Source organism: Halomonas citrativorans (assembly GCF_014898005.1).
GTDB classification, from domain to species: Bacteria; Pseudomonadota; Gammaproteobacteria; order Pseudomonadales; family Halomonadaceae; genus Vreelandella; species Vreelandella citrativorans.
Genome location: NZ_JABUYX010000035.1, coordinates 1 through 20,705 on the forward strand (window position 1 = coordinate 1; position 20,705 = coordinate 20,705).

The window sequence follows — 20,705 nt, forward strand, 5'->3', positions numbered from 1 at the left end:
GTTGTCCAACCCACCTATCAGTATGGCGCACAGACGCCGGAGTAGGGTGAGGAGGAGTCCATCCCATTGGGTAAGCGCCAGCGCACCCGCGGAAGCAGTGCGAAGCGCTGCCAGGTGGTGCGTTACAAAGCATGGATACAGGCACGGCGACAACGCCAAGGCGGCTTGCGCCGCCACTCGCGGGTGCCTTATTTGCTCGTTCCTCGCAAAACGTTACCACGCGCTACGATTCTCGTTGGATCCGAAAATAGCGCAAATTCGTAGCGCGTGGTAAGCGCAGCGCACCCGCGGGAGCAACGCGAAGCGTTGCCGGGGTTGGGTGGCGGGGTGCAATAGCATAGGCATAAGCACGGTGGCACAGCCAAGGCGGCTTGCGCCGCCACCCGCGGGTGCCTTATTTGCTCGTTCCTCGCAAAACGTTACCACGCGCTACGATTCTCGCAAGGTCCGAAAATAGCGCAAATTCGTAGCGCGGGTAAGCGCAGCGCACCCGCGGGAGCAGCGCGCAGCGCTGCCAGGTGATGAGGTACAAAAGCATAAGCACGGAGGCACAGCCAAGGCGGCTTGCGCCGCCACTCGCGGGTGCCTTATTTACTCGTTCCTCGCAAAACGTTACCACGCGCTACGATTCTTGCTGGATCCGAAAATAGCGCAAATTTGTAGCGCGTGGTAAGCGCAGCGCACCCGCGGGAGCAACGCGAAGCGTTGCCGGGGTTGGGTGGCGGGGCGCAATAGCATAGACATAAGCACGGTGGCACAGCCAAGGCGGCTTGCGCCGCCACCCGCGGGTGCCTTATTTGTTCGTTCCTCGCAAAACGTTATCACGCGCTACGGTTTTTGCTGGATTCGAAAATCGGGGCCCGCGCTGAAAGGCGGGGCCGACATTACCTCACAGCAAATCAGCAGCGTCTTGGCGCTTCTCGTCACGTAATTTATCGCGGGCGATATACAGGGCTGCTATGGCACGGGCTTCATGAAAATCGTCGCGTAGCAAAAGGGCCGGCAGCTCTTCGATGGGGTGGGTCTCGACAATAAGCGGCTCTGGCTCATCGCCCGGCAGCCGTTTGGCATACAGGTCAGTCGCGATTAATACCTGCATGCGATGGCGCATATAGTTGGGGGCCAGTGAAAGCTCAACTAAAGGCTCGATGCAGTGAGCACCAAAGCCGCACTCTTCCATCAATTCACGGTTAGCCGCGGTAATAACATCCTCGCCCGAGTCCACCAATCCTTTGGGAAGCGTTAATACGTAATCTTCAAAACCTGCCGCGTACTCGCGTATCAGCAACACATGGTCAGGGTCAGGCATGGCCACAATCATTACCGCACCACGGTCGGCGCCGGTTAAACGCTCAAACTGGCGCTCCTCGCCGTTCGAGAAGCGTAAATCCAGTGACTCAATATGAAACAAGCGGCTTTTGGCTACGCTCTCACGGGCCAGTATCTGCGGCTTGCGCAGGTAGCCGGCGGGAGAATCAGATGCTGACATAAGGGCCTCCATGGCTGCTAAATAAGGGTTAGGCTACAATAGCACGCTTACTCTTTTAGACTGGAGCGGCAATGATTGATTGGCGCGAAATTGATACCGTGCTGCTGGATATGGACGGTACGCTGCTGGACCTACACTTTGACAGCCACTTCTGGTTGGAGCATCTCCCGCGCCGTTATAGAGAGCTTCATCAGCTTGATGAAGCATCTCAAAATGCACTCCAGCAGCGCATTATGGGCGAACAGGGCACGCTAAACTGGTACAGCCTGGCGTACTGGAGCCGAGAACTGAATGTCGACGTCGTTGCGCTCAAACGGGAAGTGCAGCATTTAATTGGTCTACGTAGCGATGCACTCGACTTTTTAACGTGGCTAAAGCAGTCCCATCCCCGAGTGATATTGGCCACCAACGCTGATAGAGCCAGCCTATCGCTTAAATTGCCGTTAACAGGGTTGGAAAACTACTTGGATGCCATCATCTCCTCTGAAGATGTAGGGGCAGCGAAAGAGGAGCAGGCATTTTGGTTTGCACTGCAAGACATCGAACCTTTTGACCCGGCCCGTACCCTGTTTATAGACGATAACTCCCGCGTGCTGGAAAGCGCCCGCGAATTTGGTATCCGGCATTTGTTGGGTATTAAACAGCCAGACAGCCAGCGCCCTGAAAAAGAGCTGCAGGAATTTATCGCTTTGGATCGATTTGCCCAACTGCTGCCAGAAAACCTACCAGGGCAGCAAGGAGAGCGTTAATGAGCGACGCCGTTCGCTTGGATAAGTGGTTATGGGCAGCGCGGTTTTTTAAAACCCGCGCGCTCGCTAAAAAAGCCATTGAAGGTGGCAAGGTGCATTACGACGGTGCGCGTGCCAAAACCAGTAAAAATGTCGAGTTGGGAGCGCTTATTCGCGTGCCTCAGGGGTGGGACATTTACGAGGTCGAGGTAACAGAGCTTTCTGACCAGCGTCGTGGTGCGCCTGAAGCACGAAAACTCTATGCAGAGACCGCCGAGAGTACCGAGCGGCGCGCCCGTGAGACCGAAGCCCGCAGGCTTACTAATCAAGCCATGCAGCACCCCCTCAAACGGCCTGATAAAAAGCAGCGCCGCGATATACAGCGCTTTCAGCGTCAGCCCGGCGAGTAGCCGACGTTTCCTGCCTTGGGCTGTCTTCACGGCCAAGGCAGGCTAGCCCGCCAAGCGCCCATTTTAAGTACCCTTTTACTGCAGGACCTTGTTATGTCTGATCAAATTCAGCGGTTTATGTTTGACCAAACCAACGTACGTGGCGAAATCGTAACGCTAGCCACTGCCTACCACGAAGTGCTCACGCGCCACGCGTATCCGCCCGCCGTTAATGAGCTGTTGGGTGAGCTGTTGGCCGCTGTCGCGCTACTAACCGATACCATTAAGTTGGACGGCACCTTAAGCATTGAAGTGCGTGGCCAGGGCGTGCTGTCGCTATTAATGGCGGAGTCCAACCCAGGCGGTGAGCTACGTGCGATTGCTCGTGTGGCGGAGGATAGCCACTTGCCCAGCGAGCGGGCAGACTTTCGTGAATTGGTCGGAGAAGGGCAAATTGTCATTACGCTCGACCCGCGTGAAGGCAACCGCTACCAGGGCATTGTCGCGTTGGATCACGAAACGCTCAGTGGCTGTCTGGAAGCCTATTTTGGAAAATCCGAACAGCTGCCTACTCGCTTGTGGTTAGCGGCAGACGGCGAGCGTGCCGGTGGCTTGCTGCTGCAGCGCCTGCCTGATGCCTCGCAAAATCAGGATGTCGATGCGTGGGAGCGCAGCGTCGCGTTGGCCGATACGATCAAACCTGAGGAGCTTTTGGGGTTAGAGCAGCGCGAAGTGCTTTATCGCCTTTATCATGAAGAGACGGTTCGGGTCTTTGATCCTAAAGCCCTGCGTTTTGGCTGTACCTGTTCGCGGGAGCGAATGGCGGGAGGATTGATCACGTTAGGGGCTGCTGAACTGCGCGATATTGTGCGTGAAAAAGGCGCTATTGATACGCAATGCCACTTCTGTCACACGAAATATCACTACACTGCGGCTGATGTTGAGACATTATTGGAGAACCCGGATGCGCCATCACCGGTTATTCACTGATTATGTAGTCGTTTATCAAGGTGCTGATTAACAGGTTTCTCTCGTAAGGGGCAGCAGTTACAGCGCTTGTAGCGATTCCAGCCTAAAAACATTTGAAAACTTACTGCGCTGCAACAAGGAGTGTTGTGTATTTGTAGTAGTTTAACTACAAAATGTTTGGTCAAAGCCCCCGTTTCCCGGGGGCTTTCTTTTTGTAATAATGCGCCTGACTTCAGCACCCCCAGCACAATGTATGTTGTTGGGGCGACCTTTTTTGGCGGCGTTAACAGCGCCCGGTAACGAGAAAATGGCCGCAAGGCCCAGGAATCAAAATGACCACGACTCAAGCCGCTCCCCAAGTCCATGTGAATCTTAGCAGCGCCGAATTAATCGAGCGCGCCGTGGCCCGTGGTGAAGGCCGCTTGTCGGCGGATGGCGCCTTGGCCGTCAATACTGGCGTACGGACGGGGCGTTCGCCAGCTGACCGCTTCATTGTCGATGAGCCGTCGACGCGTGACAGTATTGATTGGGGCAGCGTCAACCGCCCGTTTGATGCCGTTAAATTCGATGCCCTATGGGCGCGGGTTGAAGAGTATCTAAGCCGTCGTGAGTATTTTGTATCTGAGCTGCATGTGGGTAGTGATTCCACCCACTATCTGCCGGTTCGCGCAACCACTGAAACGGCTTGGCAGAATCTTTTCGGTCGCACCATGTTTGTACGTCCGAGCGCTTACAACCCAGCGGGTAAAGATGAGTGGGTCATTCTCAACGCGGCAAATTTTGAGTGCGAGCCGGACCGTGATGGCACCAACTCTGACGGCTGCGTCATTATCAATTTCGCCGAGAAAAAAGTGCTGATCGCCGGTATGCGCTACGCAGGCGAAATGAAAAAAGCCATGTTCTCGGTACAGAACTTCCTGCTGCCAGCGTCGGACGTGCTGCCTATGCACTGCTCGGCCAACGTGGGTGAAGATGGCGAAACCTGCCTGTTCTTCGGTCTTTCCGGTACGGGTAAAACCACGCTTTCCGCTGATCCGGCACGTTACCTGATTGGTGATGACGAGCACGCCTGGGGCGACGGTATCGTCTTCAACATGGAAGGTGGTTGCTACGCCAAATGTATCGACCTTTCCGAGAAAAACGAGCCGGTTATTTGGAACGCGATTAAGTTCGGCACCGTGCTTGAAAACGTGGTGCTTAATGACCGTCATGAGCCGGACTACGCCGATGACAGCCTAACCCAGAACTCGCGTGCCGCGTATCCGCTTGAGCATATTGAAAAGCGCGTGCCGGAAAACCTGGCGGGCGAGCCCAATGCCATCGTCTTTTTGACCTGCGATATGTCAGGCGTATTGCCGCCGGTGTCGGTGCTTTCAAAAGAGGCCGCGGCGTACCACTTCCTTTCCGGTTACACCGCTAAGGTTGGCTCTACCGAAATGGGCTCTTCAGAAGGCTTGGCCGCTACGTTCTCTACCTGCTTTGGTGCCCCGTTCTTCCCGCGCCCGGCGCGTGAGTACGCGGATCTTCTGATCAAACGTGTTGATAAGAAAGACGCTCAGGTTTACCTGGTCAATACCGGCTGGACGGGCGGCGCGTTTGGGGAAGGCGGTTCACGCTTCTCTATCCCGACGACGCGTGCCATCATCAGTGCGATTCAGTCAGGTGTGTTGCGCGATGTAGAAACGCGCCATATCGAAGGCTTGAACCTTGACGTGCCGGTCGCCGTGCCCGGCGTTGATTCCAGCCTGCTTGACCCACGCGATACTTGGCAAGACCGTGCTGCCTACGACCAGCACCTGCAAGAGCTGGCGACTAAGTTCGTGGATAACTTCAAGAAGTTTGAAGGGGTGAGCGAAGCGATCCTCAAGGCAGGCCCGCAGTTGGGTTGATATTGAGTAGGGTACAAAGGCACGTCTTCCAGAAAGCCGCCTCATTTTGAGGCGGCTTTCTGCGTTGATGAACGGCGGGTAAAGGGCAAGCCTTTGCTGAACAATGCTTGAATACTGCAATTGTGTTATCGGTATCGCTGTACATTGGGTACTCATTAGTGTGTATTGTTGACATAAGTTTAATCATGATTAAGGTTAAGTATGCCGTTGATGGTCTCTAGAGGTAATAACGTAAAGAGAAATACCGCACAGGGAGACAGCGTACGGCGGTAATTGCCTCTATGGTTTTTTAAACGACAGTGTTCTATCCGTTCGATATAACGTATTAGCGAGAACTGTAAAAATCCTTCAGCGGATTTTTTTAAACGTAGTTTTTCAAAGACTACTGATTAAAAAAATGCTTAGAAGCAAGGAATGAATGGGACTTACAGAGAATAAAAGAGTATTCCGAGCTGATGTTTAACGCAGTAGTATCAGGCGCAGCCACGCTATCAACGGTAGCTAATTGCGCTCAACCGTTCTGGCATGATGATCATGCTTCAGTATGGAAGCAGAACCGGTAAATGGCTTCCATGATAACTGTCCAGAGCTGAATGAAATATGCCATTGAAGAGGCAGGCGAATGGGGCTATCTACTGGAATGAAAGCGGATATCGAAAGCGCGTTAAAGGCAGGCATGGAGGCGGGGCGAGCAGCGCATGGAGGTAAGAACGCTGATTATATCCCCTATCTAGCCTCTGTTGATCCTGAGCTGTTTTCACTTGCCATCATAACGGCTGATGGCCAAGTCTATACCGAAGGGGATTGCGACTACGCGTTTGCAATTGAGTCGATCTCAAAAGTATTTACGTTGGCGATGGTCATGGAGCATATTGGCCCTGATGCTGTTCGCGATAAAATTGGAGATAGCCCAACGGGACTGCCCTTCAATTCCATCATCGCACTGGAGCTAAATAACGACAAACCGCTCTCTCCGCTTGTCAATGCCGGCGCTATCGCGACGGTAAGCCTTGTGCCCGGGGAGAGTGCAGACGAATGCTTTGAAGCTATTCTCCAGTGCCAGCGTGAATTTGCGGGACGAGATCTTGCCATGAGTGCCGAGATTAATGCGTCTGAGCAGTCTACCAACGCCCATAATCGGGCTATCGCATGGCTGCTTGAAAGCGCTGGTGCGTGTTATAGCGACCCGGTACGCACTGTCGATGTCTATACACGGCAATGCTCTACCCTGATTAATTGCAAGGATCTTGCCACGATGGGGGCAACGCTTGTTGCAGGTGGTATTAATCCGTTAACCAAGCGACGGGTCATGGATGCGCGTTATGTCCATTATATATTGGCTGAAATGATGATGGAGGGACTTTACACGGCTTCTGGAGACTGGGCTTATGAGGTAGGCTTGCCCGCGAAGAGCGGTGTTGGTGGGGGTATTCTCGCTGTCATGCCGGGGCAGCTCGCGATAGCCGCTTTTTCTCCTCGCTTGGATGAGGCTGGCAATAGCATTCGTGGTCAGGCCGCCGTCAAGGCTGCTGCGGCATCGCTGGGTCTCAATCTCTTCAAGGCTCCTTGCCAGTAAATGCCATGAAGAAAGAAGGTTACTGTTCATGGCAATAAAGGGGCGGCCACGACCTGAACGATCTTTTATCCCCATTGCTATAAAGGGAGTCTTGTGCAGATAAAGCGGTAGTAGGCTGATTGTGATACCTTGTCAGCACTAAAAAATGCTGCATGAGTTAGTTGCAATTTATGGATGTCAATCAGCGAATTATTTCCCGCTTAGCCGACGAGCTAGGTGTGCGTACCCAGCAAGTAGCGGCTACGGTAGAGCTCTTGGATGGCGGTGCCACCGTGCCGTTTATTGCCCGTTACCGTAAAGAAATTACCGGGGCATTAGATGATACCCAACTGCGTCAGTTGGATGAGCGGTTGCGCTATCTGCGCGAGCTTGAAGAGCGCCGTGCCGCTGTCCTGGAAGCCATTGATGAGCAGGGCAAGTTGGATGCATCGCTCAAGGCGAGCATAGACGCGGCAGAAACCAAACAACGCCTTGAAGACCTCTATTTACCCTTTAAGAAAAAACGCCGCACAAAGGCACAAATCGCGCGTGAAGCGGGGCTTGAGCCGTTAGCGGATGCGCTGTTGGCGAACCCCGCGCTTGACCCTGAAGCGGAAGCGGCCGGCTACCTGCGCCCGGCAGAGGGTGATATTCCCGCCGTTGAAGATGCCAAAGCGGCGCTGGACGGCGCTAAACAAATCCTGATGGAGCGCTTTGCCGAAGATCCTGAGCTAATCGGTCGGTTGCGCGAGCGCCTCTGGCAAGAGGGCGAACTGAGTGCCCGTGTGCTGGAGGGCAAGCAGCAAGAAGGCGCTAAGTTTGCGGATTACTTCGAGCACGATGAAAAGCTTGCCAAAGTGCCTTCACACCGTGCGCTTGCCATGTTCCGGGGCCGCAATGAAGGCGTGCTGAGCCTCGCTATTCGCTTGCCTGGTGAAGATGATGCGCCTATTCATCCCGCCCAGGTGGCCATTGCCAAACACGTCGGCATTAGCGATGAGGGCCGCGCTGCTGATAAATGGTTGGGCGAGGTGGTTCGTTGGACATGGCGAGTGAAACTCTACACAGCGCTGGAAACCGAGCTGCTGGGGCGTTTGCGCGAGCAGGCTGAGCAAACTGCCATTGAAGTATTTGCCGCTAACCTGAAAGACCTGCTGCTGGCCGCTCCCGCTGGGCAAAAAATTACCCTGGCGCTTGATCCTGGTTTGCGTACCGGTTGCAAGGTGGCGGTCATTGACGCAACCGGGCAGTTTATCGACCAGGCGACTATTTACCCGCATGCGCCACAAAACCGCTGGGATGAGTCGCTCAACGTACTGGCTAAGCTCGTTAAGCAGCATGGCGTTCAACTGGTTGCTGTTGGGAACGGCACCGCCAGCCGTGAAACCGACAAGCTGGCAGGGGAGCTACTGAAAGCATTGGCGCCTGAGTATCGGGTCAGCAAAGTGATGGTATCGGAAGCCGGGGCGTCTGTTTACTCCGCTTCGGAATATGCTTCTCGTGAGCTGCCGGATCTTGATGTAACAATACGCGGCGCGGTGTCGATTGCTCGCCGCTTGCAAGACCCGCTGGCTGAGCTGGTTAAAATTGAGCCCAAGTCGATTGGCGTAGGCCAGTATCAGCATGACGTTTCTCAGGTACAGCTATCGCGTAGCCTGGAGGCTGTCATTGAAGATTGTGTTAACGCCGTGGGAGTTGACCTTAATACGGCGTCAAGCGCGTTGCTCTCACGAGTGGCAGGCCTAAGTGCTGCGATAGCTGAGAATATCGTGGCCCAGCGTAACAGCCTTGGTGCGTTTAAAAGCCGTAAAGCACTGCTGGACGTTAGCCGCCTGGGCCCCAAAACCTTTGAGCAGTGCGCAGGCTTTTTGCGTATCAGCAATGCGGATAACCCGTTGGATGCAAGCGCCGTTCACCCGGAAGCCTATACCCTGGTTGAGCGCATCGCTAAACAGAGTGGCCGTGATGTTAAAGGCTTGATTGGCGATAGCGCTGCGCTGAAAGCGTTAAAGCCCGCTGATTTTGCCGATGAGCGCTTTGGTGTGCCCACGGTCAGCGACATTCTGAGCGAGCTTGATAAGCCGGGTCGTGACCCACGGCCTGAATTTAAAGCCGCAGAATTCCGCGAGGGCGTGGAAACGCTCAAGGATCTGAAGCTGGGCATGGTGCTGGAGGGCACCGTGACGAACGTAACGCCCTTTGGTGCGTTTGTAGATATTGGCGTCCATCAGGATGGTCTGGTACATATCTCTGCACTGTCTGATCGCTTTATTGACGACCCGCGTAGCGTAGTTAAAGCGGGTGATATTGTGTCGGTAAAAGTGATGAGCGTGGATATTGCACGTAAGCGGGTGGGGCTTTCCATGCGCCTGAATGATGAGCCGGAACGCGAGCAAGAGCGCGCGTCATCAGCCGTTAATAAAGGGTCGCAAAAGCCACCACGTAGCCAACGACCTGCCAGTAAGAGCACGGAAACTTCGGCGCCAATGGGGGCGCTGGGGGCGGCATTGCTGAAAGCCAAGCAGGGCAAGTAGACGCATACGTTGAGTGCTAACGTAACTTGAAGGCTTGCGTGGCTTGAAAATACATGTCTTGAAAATACGTGGCTTGAAAATATAAGGGCTGCCGCCATATCCTGCCTTTTATGATTGATGGATATGCTGGCGATGCCACCTGATTTCACCAGGGCTCGCCCAAAACGAGCCTTACTGACAAGGAGTGTTCACCTTGCCTGAACCACTCACTGTGCCATCTTCGCTGACCTCCCAGGTTGAGCGACTGTTGCCCAGCGCGCGCTTGGGCCGCATGGGACGCTTACGCCGCGGGCTGGAAAAAGAAGGACTGCGGGTTGATGCAAACGGCCATATTGCGCAAACCCCGCACCCAAGAGCTTTGGGTTCCAAGCTAACGCACCCGCATATCACCACTGATTATTCAGAAGCGTTGATTGAATACATTACCCCGGTGTATTCGCAGCCACGTGAAGCCTTGGCCTTTTTATCGGATCTGCACACCTTTACCTATCAGCACCTTGACCAGGAGTGGGTCTGGCCGGGGAGTATGCCGTCACGGCTTTCAGGTAATGCCAGCGTGCCCATTGCGGATTACGGCTCTTCCAACGTCGGCACCATGAAGCACGTCTACCGTAAAGGGCTGGACGTACGTTATGGGCGGATCATGCAGGCAATTGCTGGCGTACACTACAACGTCTCGTTACCTGATGATATGTGGCACGCGCTGCGCGAGCTGGAAGGTGCGAATAATATCCCGTTTAACGACTATCGTTCGACGCGCTATTTTGGCCTTATCCGTAATTTTCGACGTCATAGCTGGCTGCTGCTTTATCTGTTTGGCGCTTCGCCTGCGGTAGATAAAAGCTTTTTGCCTAACGGCAACGTGCCTGAAAAGTTGAAGCCACTCAACGACGATACGTTTTATGCACCGTTCGCTACAACGCTGCGTATGTCGGATCTAGGCTATCAAAATAAGGTCCAGGCTCAGCTTAAAATCTGCTTTAACTCGCTATCCAACTATGTGAACACGTTGCGCCATGCGATCTCAACGCCATGGCCGGATTATGAAAAACTCGGCGTTAATGTAGAGGGTAACTGGCAGCAGTTGAATGCCAATATTCTCCAGATAGAGAACGAGTACTACAGCGATATTCGTCCCAAGCGCGTCGCCAAGCATAACGAAACGCCTAGCCAGGCGCTTGAAGCGCGCGGTGTTGAGTATATTGAAGTGCGCTGTTTGGACCTGAACCCCTTTGACCCGCTGGGTGTCACCGAGACACAGATGCGCTTTGTCGACACCTTCCTGATGTGGTGTTTACTCAGCGATAGCCCGTGGATTTCTGATGATGAGTGCGACCGCCTGGACGACAACCGTCGTTGGGTGGTGGAGCGCGGCCGTGACCCAGAGTTAACGCTGATTCGTAATGGCCAGACCACCTCGGTTAGTGAGTGGGGCGAGCAGATTTTTGCAGAATTGAACGAAGTCGCCCGCCTGCTGGATGCTGTGGAAGACGATGCGCCTCACGCGGCAGCACTCAATGAGCTGGCCCCGCGTTTGCGAGATCCTTCGCTGACGCCCTCGGCTCAGCTGTTGGCGCTTATGAAAGAGGGCAATGGTTCGTTAAGTGATACGCTGCTTGGGCTGGCCAAGGAGCAGAGCGAAAAGCTTAAAAATACACCCATGCTACGCTCACGCGAAGCCTTGCTTGACCAGTTGATTGAGACCTCGCATCAGCAGCAGAAAGATATAGAAGCGGCAGACCAGGAGAGTTTTGCTGACTTCCTCGATACGTACTTTACCAAGGCGCGTGAATCGCGCGCGTTGTCTGCGTTACTACTTGAGGAGAGGCAATGAAGCCCACAGCACTTCGCCCCGTGGCCCTTGCAGGCTTGGCATTTTGTGTCTTGATGATGGCCGTCGCGCTTGGCCTCGAGCATATTATGGGTCTTGAACCCTGCCCGCTGTGCATTTTTCAGCGCGTAGCGGTCATTGCTGCAGGCGTGATCTTTGCGGTTGCGGCTATCCACAACCCAAACGGCCGTGTGGGGAAAGGCATTTACGGTGTGTTGGGGTTGATAGCGGTAGCCACCGGCGCGTTTATTGCCGGTCGCCATGTGTGGCTGCAAACCCTCCCGGCCGACGAGGTACCGTCCTGTGGCCCAGGTCTTGGCTACATGATGGATATTCTGCCCATGCAGGATGTCGTTGCCATGGTGTTGACAGGCTCTGGCGAGTGCGCCGAGATTGACGTTACCTTTATGGGGGCTTCTCTGCCTGCCTGGACATTCCTCGGCTTTGTTATCCTGGCGCTTGTACCTCTGCGGATATTGTGGCTAGCTATCAAGCGATAGATGGCTGTTTGTGTGGCCAGCGTTTTGGCTGGCCGTTAGCATCAAGGAAACGGCCCCTAACAGAATTGACAGAGAAAGGTGGAAACGCGAGCCTTACTCTGTTGTAGGTGGCTATTAGCAAGGAGAAACCCATGCTCGAAGATTGCAAAAATGCCCAAGAGCGCTGGGGAGGCGTTCATGGCTTGATCGACCGCTGGCTGGAGCAGCGCCGCGCGCTTTTGGCGAGCTTTATCGAGCTAAAGGAAGCCTGCGACACTGAACTAGAAGCCGTTAGCAAAGAGCGCATTGATACCTTTAGCCAAATGCTCATGGATTACATTAGCGCGGGGCATTTTGAGATTTACCCCCAGCTCGCGGAAGAAGCGAAAGCCTTTGATGATGAGAGTGCGCTGCACATCGCATCGCGGCTTCTGGAACGCCTTGAGATGTCTACGCAAATGGTGCTTGAGTTTGACCAGGATTACGAGTCACCTGTGCGTTGCCAGCAGCATTTGGTGCGCCTGCCCGCCTGGATTGACCGCTTGGCAAAAGGTCTCACTGAGCGTTTTGCGCTAGAAGATCAGCTCATTGCCCGCTTGCACGCCGCCAATACCCCCAGCTAATTTCCTCTTCATTGCTTGTTGTTGTGCGCCAGATAAAAGCACCCTTGAAGGTGCTTTTTGTCGCATTTTATTCCGGCTAATCTTCCCAGGTGCCCTGGTTTAATGGGGCGATACTTGCTGCTTGGTTGAGGCTTCCTAATACTGTTTCTTTTTATGAAGGAGACGTTTACATAAGTTGATTTGGTAATAAATAAGCTATAGTTTGCCTGAAGTGTGGTTTAACTATTAATAAGATGAGGAAGAGTAGTATGCGACGTTTTTCCAAGCCTTGTTTAGCAGGTTTTTGCCTATCGGCGATCAGTATTGCTCTCGCGCCCACAGTGGCCGCATGTACCTCCCTTCTTTATAGCGACGCAAATGATAAATTTTATGCGGGCCGCACCATGGAATTGCCCATGGAGCTACCTTATAAAGTGTCCTACTTTCCAGCAGGCACTAGCTTTGGCTCGCAGGCTGATAAACATCACGTGCTGGACTTTACCGGCCAAAACGCCTTTGTTGCCGTTACGGTGCCGGACCCCGTATCAAAAGATTTAAAAGTAGCTGAAGGTGTTAACGACAAGGGATTGACGTTTGGCTTGCTGGCGTATGCCAGCACCGAAGGCCCCGCCGATATGGTTAACAATACGCAGGCGGTGCTGGCAGCTATCGACCTCGGCGCTTGGGCGCTTTCTCAGTTTTCTACCGTTGACGAAGTAAAGCAGGCGTTAGAAGAGCAACCTGTTATGGTGACGTCGCTACTGCCGATGGGCGTGCTGGATACGCCGTTTCACTACACGTTGCACGATGCCACGGGTAAATCCATCGTGATTGAGTTTGCCAATCACGAGCAGAATGTTATCGACAACCCGCTAGGGGTTATGACCAACGGGCCAGAATTTTCCTGGCACATGACCAACCTGAATAACTACACGTTTTTAAGTAACATTGACCAGTCAAAGCTGGAATTGAGCGGGGTAAAACTTGCTCAGCCTGACTCAGGAATTGCGACGGCCGGGCTGCCTGCGTCGAATACGTCAGTTGGGCGCTTTGTGCGCGCTATTTACTACTCCCAGTTTGCTGAAAAAGCAGAAAATGCAGACAGCGCCATCACGACGCTTGCCCATGTCATGAATAACTTTGACCGGCCACGCGGTATTACCATCGACAACCGATTCCGCGACTCGATTGAAAATATTGCGGCCCCCGGCGTTAACAATGACCGTGTCTACACCTCGGAATATACCTCCTGGACGTCACTGATTGACCTCCAGCAGCGGACGCTTCACCTGCGCTCTTACGATAGCCTTAACTACATCCATTTCGATCTGGATGAGCTAACGGATATTGATGAGATCCGTCATGTTGAACTCAAGGACGTGGTTCATGGCCCGCAAGATGCCACGCTGGCCTTGAGTCAATAAGCCAGGTTTACAGGGCCGACGTTTACAGGGCTGGCGTTTATAGGGCCAGTCTTTATAAGAGAAAGGGGGCCGCTCAAACGGCCCCCTGTGTTCGTCTGGCTGCTACGGCTTGTGGCGGTGTAGTTTGCCACCCAGCACCAGCATACAGGGCGTCAGCAGAAGGGTGAGGGCGGTCGCGAAGGTAAGCCCGCCGGCAATAGCGCTCGACATCTGTGTCCACCACTGCGCTGAAGGCGCGTTGAACCCAAGTGACGGTGCGAACAGGTTGACGTTCATGCCCAGTACCATCGGCATCAAACCCAGTACCGTGGTGATTGCCGTTAACAGCACAGGACGAAGCCGCAAACAGCCTGCTTCCAATGCGGCCTCGGCCGGTGCCATCCCTTCAAGACGTAGCTCATTATAGGTATCGATTAATACGATATTGTTATTTACCACGATACCGGCCAGAGCAATGACCCCCATACCGACCATCACAATGCCAAAGGCCTGACCCGTGATCAGCAGTCCTATCAATATTCCGGCTGTCGAGAAGACGATGGCCGAAAGCACTAGAATCGCTTGGTAGAAGCTGTTGAATTGAGTCACCAGGATCAGCGACATCAGCCCAATAGCGACAAAGAACGCACTGATCAAGAACTGCATCGCCTCCAGTTGGTCCTCCTGTTCACCGGCCACATTCACCATCAAATCATTGGGCAGCTTGTCTTGCGCTGCCTGAAGCAGTGCCCTTAAACGTTCATCTGCCAGATACCCCGGCGCCAAATCAGCTTCGACGGTAATGGCTCGGCGCCCATTAATACGATTAAGCGTGCCTACTTTGGGTGCTGGAGTAATCTCCACGAAGTGAGAAATAGGCACCTGCCCGCGCGGTGTGTTTATCGTCATGCGGCCGAGTTGGTCGAGTGAGCGCCAACCTTCCGGTAACCGAATTCGAATATCGACCTCATCACTAACGTCAGGCGGCCGGTAGCTGGCCACCTGTAAGCCGTTGGTAAGCAGTTGCACCGCACTGCCAATGGTCGTGATATCAGTACCCATGCGCGCGGCCGCTTCGCGGTCCACATTGATCCGCCACTCCACGCCTGGCAGGCTACGGTTATCTTGAATGGCAACGAACCCCCCTAGCTCATGCATGATGGCTTGTAACTGGTCCACCCCCGCATCGGCAACGGCTGGGTTCATGGCGCTGACTTCCAGAACGATAGGCTTTCCGCCTCCTGGCCCCATCTCCTGCTCCTGAAACTCCAGGCGAATACCGGGGATGTCGCTGGCGCGTTCGGCCATATCGGCCAAAATTTCTCGGGAAGGGCGGCGTTCATACCAATCAATAAACTGAAACTGGAGTACGCCGATAACATCGTTCCCCAGTTGCTCGTTGGGAACGGCAAACGAACGCGCGTAGAGCGCCTGTACTTCGCTCATCCCAGATAGCCGTGCCTCCACGCGCTGAACAATGGCATCTGCCTCCAGAGCAGAGAAGTCGCCACGGGCGCGTACCAACACCTGGGCGCTGTCCGGCTCAACGTTGGGGAAGAAGTCGACCCCGTGATTGAGGCGCCCGTAGGCTGTGTAAATTAATGCCAGTAGCAGCACGGCAATGATAAGTACCCAGCCCGGGCGGGCCAGTAGGCGAGAAAGTAAGCGCCGGTAGGCGCGGCCCAGCCGAGTACTTTGGTCGGGGCGAGTTCCGCCCTGCGCTGGCTCGGTGGCCGTGCGGGTAAACAGTCGCCCAAGCGTGGGTAAGAAAATCAGCGCCATGGCCAGCGACGCCAGTAAACAGAGAATAACGGTTGCCGGCAGATACTTCATAAACTGACCGACCATGCCGGGCCAAAACAGCAGGGGGATAAACACCGCGAGTGTCGTGGCGGTAGAGGCGATCACCGGCCAGCTCATGCGTGAGGCGGCATTCAGCCATGCCTGATGGGGCGATTGCCCCTCGCGCAGATGACGATCTGCCAGCTCGCTCACCACAATCGCCCCATCTACCAGCATGCCCGCGACCAGAATCAAGGCGAAGAGCACCACAATGTTGAGCGTGAATCCAAACGCCCAGACCAGCAGAATACCGGTTAAAAAGGCGCCAGGAATAGTCAGGCCCACCAGAAGCGCTATGCGCAAGCCCATCACGGCGACCACCACGATGAGCACCAGTACTACCGCAGTCAGCACGTTATTGAGAAGCTCTGAAAGCATATCCTCAACCGTGACCGATTGGTCGAGAATGGTGGTGATATTTAACTGCTCAGGCAACAAATCACTTGCCTGGTCGAGTGTTTCGCGCACCGCAGCAATGGTGGCAATAATGTTGGCACCAGCGCGTTTGGATATTTCCAGTACTACGGCGGGCTGGTCATCAATACGGGCAAAGCCTGCGGGGTCTTTAAAGGTGGGGTGAATCCAGGCGACGTCGCCAAAGGTAACAACGCGGTCCTCATCCACCTTCACCGGCATGTTCATAACATCTTCAAGCGACTCGATAACGCCGGGCACCTTCAACGCCATACGGCCTGCGCCAGTATCCAGGCTGCCCGCTGCTACCAGTCGGTTGTTATTGGAGACGATGTTAAACAGCTCGTTGAAATCGATGCCGTAACTCTCCAGCACCAGTGGGTCGACCACGATCTCCAGCAAGTCCTCCTGCTCACCACCAATATCCACTTCCAGCACATCGGCGATGCCTTCAATCTCCTCCTTTAAGCGGCGCGCCACGGTAATCCGTTCCCGGGTATCCAACTGCCCGGAAAGGCCAATACTAAGTACCGGAAATTCCGACACATTGACTTCCATGACCCGTGGTTCATCCGCTTCGGAAGGTAAGTCGCTGCGAGCGATATCAACGCGGTCACGAACGTCGGAAAGCGCCGTGTCAGGGTCAAAGCCTGGGTCAAACTCCAATGAAATAGAGGCGTGGCCTTCGTTGGATTGGGCCGTGAACTTGCGCAGTCCTGCAATGCCGCGCAGTTCCTGCTCCATAGGACGAATCAGCAGGCGCTCACCATCCTCCGGGCTCACACCCTCCAGCGTCAGCGAAACGTAAATCAGCGGAATCGTAACGTCGGGGTTGGCTTCCTTGGGAATGACCTGCCAGGCAACCACGCCTGCCAGCAGTAGGCTAACCAGCAGAAACAGCGTGGTGCGCGTATGGTGAAGCGCGGCATCAATCAACTGGCGCATTAGCGGGCCTCGGATGCAGCGTCAACAGAAACAGGCTCGACAACCTCGCCGGCATTCACCAGGCCAGCGCCCAGCGTGATTAAGCGCACCTGATCGGGTAGCCCACTGACATAGGCACTTTCAATCGTCGCGCTAACCAGCTCCACCGGCGTCTCAATCACTTCGTTATCGGCATTGATATGCTTGATAGTCAGCTGATTTTCATGGCCAAGAGACAGCAGAGCAGGCGAGAGGCTGTGTACAGAGCGGGGCGGCAGGGTAATCGTAAGCTCCGCGCTACCGCCGGACATGGGCAGCTGCAAAGGGTTATCCAGCGTTGCTTCGACATAGAACGTACGCGTCGCTTCATTGGCCCGGCGGCTAATAAAGCTCAGCTCGCCCTCAAGATGAGCGCCATTGAGCAAGCGAGCCGTAACGGGCAGGCCGACGGCCAGGTCACCCACTTGTTGCTGAGACACCCAAGCGGTGCCGGTTAAACGGCGATCATCTACCAGTCGCCCCCACTCTTCGCCGGGTTGAACGAGATCACCCAATTCAACCTCAATACGGTCCAGCGTGCCGCTAAATGGGGCTTGAGGGCGTGAGTCGGCAAGCTGTTTTTCAAGCTGAGCGACTTGCGCTGCACTCGCGCTTAACGAGGCTTGTAAACGCAGCAGTTCGGGCTGGGAAATAAGCTGCCGATCACGCAAATTCTGGGCGCCGGAGTATTCAGCTTGGGCGAGCGAAAGTTCATCGCGGGCTTGCTGCAGGCGTTCCGGCAGGGCGTCGTTATCCAGCACCAGTAGCGTATCCCCGGCCTCAACAGGGCTCCCTTGGGCAACAGGTTTTTCAACGACAAACCCACCGACGTTGGCGCGCAGGGTGACCTCACGCTCGGCGGTTAGCTGGCCTTGAACCATTTGCTGAGGGATGTAGGGCACGCTGTCGAGTGTCATCACTTCAACGCGCGGACCGCTTACGGAGCTACTTTGTGCCTCGGGAGGCGCGGATTGAAAGCGCTGAAAATCGCCCAGCACTAACCAAATGACCAGACCCAATACCAGTAAACTGGCCAGCATATAAGAAGAGGGAAGTTTGCGCATAAAGGGGGATCTATCCCTGGCAACTGTGTGCAACGACACACGAACAAGAAAAAAGGTGCAGCGATACAATAGCGCAACCAACGGCTTGCAGCGAGTGATTGGCAGGCCCGATGAAGGCAAAGTCACCGTATGGATGATTGAGTTTTTGCATGACTGCGCATAACATCTTGGCATCTTGAGTTCTGTCGACCCATTTGAAGGCGAACCAACCAAGGAGCAATGATGAAAGATCCAGTACGTATTGCGATTACCGGCGGTGCCGGCCAGATCAGTTACTCTCTTATTTTCCGCATCGCCGCTGGCGATATGCTGGGGCCGGATCAGCCTGTCATTCTTCAGCTGCTCGAAATTCCGCAAGCAATGGATGCGCTGAACGGCGTAGTAATGGAAGTCAACGACTGCGCCTTCCCGCTGGTACAAGACATTGTTGCCACTGACGATGCCAACGTTGCATTTAAAGATGCTGACTTCGCCCTGTTAGTCGGCGCGCGCCCGCGTGGCCCGGGTATGGAGCGTAAAGATCTGCTGGAAGCCAACGCCGCGATCTTCTCTGTACAAGGTAAAGCGCTGAACGATCACGCTAGCCGTGACGTTAAAGTGCTGGTGGTGGGTAACCCGGCCAACACCAACGCGTTGATTGCTTCGTGCAACGCGCCGGACCTGGACAAAGGTCAGTTCACTGCCATGACGCGTCTGGACCATAACCGCGCCCTGACGCAGCTGGCCCAGAAAACCGGCAAGCACGTGACCGACGTTGAAAACATGATCATCTGGGGCAACCACAGCGCGACCCAGTACCCCGATATCGCTCAGTGCAAGGTTGACGGTAAAGCGGCGTTTGATCTGGTTGAGCGTGACTGGTACGAAAACGACTTTATCCCCACCGTGCAGCAGCGCGGCGCGGCGATCATCAAAGCACGTGGCGCGTCTTCTGCGGCCTCCGCTGCCTCTTCAGCCATCGACCATATGCACGACTGGGCGCTGGGCTCCAAAGGTATCGTCAGCATGGCGATTCCGTCTGACGGCAGCTACGGCATCGCCGAAGGTATCATCTACTCCTACCCGGTGCGTTGCCAGGGCGGCAAGTATGAAATCGTTCAAGGCTTTGAGCTTGACGAATTCAGCCAAGAGAAGATGAAAGCAACCGAGAAAGAACTGCGTGAAGAGCGCGCAGCCGTTGAGCATCTGCTCGGCTAAACGCGCTTCTGATTCTGTTAGTAACAACAACCCCGCAAGCCCAGGCTTGCGGGGTTGTTGTTTTATAAGTAACGCTTATTATTTCTATAATATGGACAAGATACGATGATTTTAAAGTAAAGAGAAAGGTGCTTCGGATGAGCTTAATTACTCAAAAGCAGGCTGCAAGGACAAATAAGAAGGGCCAGTCGCCTGAGCAAGCGCTTCATCGGGAATGGGAGCGTATTATCAAGCTGAAAGCGGGTAACGAACGGCTTGAGGATGATTTGAAAACCTTTGAAAAAGAATGCCTAGAGGTTATCGGGCCAGTAGAAGAGCAGGCGGCAGAGGCAATACTGGACCAAACCCGGCATTTAGGTACCTTTTTGTCGCGTAAATCATTAGCCCAGTGGCAACGCGCCGAGTTGATGGGCTGGATTGAAGAAAATCTAAACGATCTTCTGGCAAATCCTTTCTGTGATAGGCAAGTGCTTGAGGAGGTGCTTCAGCATATCGTTGATATGGATAACAGTAGGCTATCGCCGGAGCAGAGGCACGCGTATCAAAATAATAATGAAGATGGCATGAATGATGGTGCTCAGTATGCGCAAGAGGACTCAGAAGATATTGACAGTGAGAGCTTTGAGGCTTTGGAAGAGGAGCTTTTTGAAGAGTTCTTTCATCAGCAGCAAGAGCAGCAGCAAGAAAGAGAGCGGGAGCAAGAAGGTCAACAATCCTTGCAAGCGATGCTGGGAAAGTCATCTGTCAATATGATCTTTCGACGCTTAGCTCGCCTGCTGCATCCTGACCGAGAGTTGGATGCTGATCTTAAGCAGCTACGTGGCGAGCAGATGGGGCGAGCGACTCATGCAAGAGACAGCAACGATCTATTCACGCTGTTTTCAATGTATGAGGAGCATGTCGGCGAGTCACCCTTGGCTGACTTGGGGGATGATAAAAAGGTGCTAAAATTGCTGAAATCTTACTCGCGGACATTGCGGGAGCAGCGTGACGATATTATTAATGTTACTCCTATACGTGCGGGTTTTTATCAGCATTTTTATGATGCCAAACCAGAGATTAGAAAGCGTAAACTACAGGAGTATTGCAAGAAGGCAAGAGATCAGGCGAAGCGAGAAAAAGAGATTACTCACTCCATTCGCAGTATTGCGACACTCAAGCCTCATCTGGAAGAACGCTATGACATGGGGATGTCTCAGTTTGCTGTCGAAAGCTTGCTAGCATCCTATTAGCGCGTTTTTTGATCTCGCGACGGTGTGCAACCATTTGAGGGGATTCTTGTAGCGCGTATATGGACTCCTCCTCGCTTGCAAGCACAAAAGGTCATGGCGGCTATGTCGACTGCGAGCGTATATTC

The 20,705-nt window shown here is 54.1% G+C and carries 15 protein-coding genes; 12 read left to right on the forward strand and 3 right to left on the reverse strand.

Annotated elements, in window-relative coordinates:
- Nucleotides 1-889: 889 nt before the first annotated feature.
- The gene (nudE, locus tag INT20_RS16990) at nt 890-1,489 is read right to left on the reverse strand and encodes an ADP compounds hydrolase NudE (protein ID WP_193057366.1); all 600 of its coding nucleotides are present in this window, start codon (nt 1,487-1,489) and stop codon (nt 890-892) included.
- A 71-nt stretch (nt 1,490-1,560) separates the two neighbouring features.
- On the opposite strand from nudE, the gene yrfG reads away from it, so the two are divergent.
- The 10 genes from yrfG to INT20_RS17040 all read left to right on the forward strand — a co-directional run bounded on the left by yrfG (nt 1,561) and on the right by INT20_RS17040 (nt 13,889).
- Nucleotides 1,561-2,238, forward strand: a complete 678-nt coding sequence (gene yrfG / locus INT20_RS16995) for a GMP/IMP nucleotidase (protein ID WP_193057367.1) — start codon at nt 1,561-1,563, stop codon at nt 2,236-2,238.
- The gene (gene hslR, locus INT20_RS17000; RefSeq protein ID WP_193057368.1) at nt 2,238-2,627 is read left to right on the forward strand and encodes a ribosome-associated heat shock protein Hsp15; all 390 of its coding nucleotides are present in this window, start codon (nt 2,238-2,240) and stop codon (nt 2,625-2,627) included. Before yrfG ends, hslR begins: the two co-directional genes overlap by 1 nt.
- Nucleotides 2,628-2,720: 93 nt before the next feature.
- On the forward strand, nt 2,721-3,596 hold the full coding sequence (gene hslO / locus INT20_RS17005; protein WP_193057369.1) for an Hsp33 family molecular chaperone HslO: 876 nt from the start codon (nt 2,721-2,723) through the stop codon (nt 3,594-3,596).
- A 311-nt stretch (nt 3,597-3,907) separates the two neighbouring features.
- Nucleotides 3,908-5,464, forward strand: coding sequence for a phosphoenolpyruvate carboxykinase (locus INT20_RS17010; protein WP_193055053.1), 1,557 nt, complete (start codon nt 3,908-3,910; stop codon nt 5,462-5,464).
- Between the two features lie 622 nt (nt 5,465-6,086).
- Nucleotides 6,087-7,040: a glutaminase A gene (glsA, locus tag INT20_RS17015; protein ID WP_226912233.1), complete on the forward strand. Its 954-nt coding sequence runs from the start codon at nt 6,087-6,089 to the stop codon at nt 7,038-7,040.
- 170 nt (nt 7,041-7,210) lie between these two features.
- Complete coding sequence (locus tag INT20_RS17020; protein ID WP_193055054.1) at nt 7,211-9,553, forward strand: Tex family protein; 2,343 nt, start codon at nt 7,211-7,213, stop codon at nt 9,551-9,553.
- A gap of 193 nt (nt 9,554-9,746) precedes the next feature.
- Nucleotides 9,747-11,387 (forward strand): glutamate--cysteine ligase, encoded by a 1,641-nt coding sequence (gshA, locus tag INT20_RS17025; protein ID WP_193057370.1) that lies wholly within the window; start codon nt 9,747-9,749, stop codon nt 11,385-11,387.
- Nucleotides 11,384-11,884 (forward strand): disulfide bond formation protein B, encoded by a 501-nt coding sequence (locus tag INT20_RS17030; RefSeq protein WP_193057371.1) that lies wholly within the window; start codon nt 11,384-11,386, stop codon nt 11,882-11,884. The genes gshA and INT20_RS17030 overlap by 4 nt, the downstream gene beginning before the upstream one ends.
- A gap of 131 nt (nt 11,885-12,015) precedes the next feature.
- Nucleotides 12,016-12,486, forward strand: a complete 471-nt coding sequence (gene rsd, locus INT20_RS17035; RefSeq protein WP_193057372.1) for a sigma D regulator — start codon at nt 12,016-12,018, stop codon at nt 12,484-12,486.
- A gap of 248 nt (nt 12,487-12,734) precedes the next feature.
- Nucleotides 12,735-13,889, forward strand: a complete 1,155-nt coding sequence (locus INT20_RS17040; protein WP_193057373.1) for a linear amide C-N hydrolase — start codon at nt 12,735-12,737, stop codon at nt 13,887-13,889.
- 102 nt (nt 13,890-13,991) lie between these two features.
- Here the strand turns inward: INT20_RS17040 and INT20_RS17045 are convergent, their stop codons facing one another.
- Both INT20_RS17045 and INT20_RS17050 read right to left on the reverse strand, forming a co-directional pair.
- Entirely contained in the window at nt 13,992-17,069 is a 3,078-nt protein-coding gene (locus tag INT20_RS17045) for an efflux RND transporter permease subunit (protein WP_193057374.1), read from the reverse strand.
- Nucleotides 17,069-18,151, reverse strand: a complete 1,083-nt coding sequence (locus INT20_RS17050; protein WP_193057375.1) for an efflux RND transporter periplasmic adaptor subunit — start codon at nt 18,149-18,151, stop codon at nt 17,069-17,071. Before INT20_RS17050 ends, INT20_RS17045 begins: the two co-directional genes overlap by 1 nt.
- Nucleotides 18,152-18,373: 222 nt before the next feature.
- Between INT20_RS17050 and INT20_RS17055 the strand changes: the two genes are divergently transcribed.
- Both INT20_RS17055 and INT20_RS17060 read left to right on the forward strand, forming a co-directional pair.
- The gene (locus tag INT20_RS17055; RefSeq protein ID WP_216657922.1) at nt 18,374-19,348 is read left to right on the forward strand and encodes a malate dehydrogenase; all 975 of its coding nucleotides are present in this window, start codon (nt 18,374-18,376) and stop codon (nt 19,346-19,348) included.
- 137 nt (nt 19,349-19,485) lie between these two features.
- A complete protein-coding gene (locus INT20_RS17060; protein ID WP_172116179.1) occupies nt 19,486-20,580 on the forward strand; it encodes a hypothetical protein in 1,095 nt (364 codons plus the stop codon).
- The last annotated feature ends 125 nt before the right edge of the window (nt 20,581-20,705 follow it).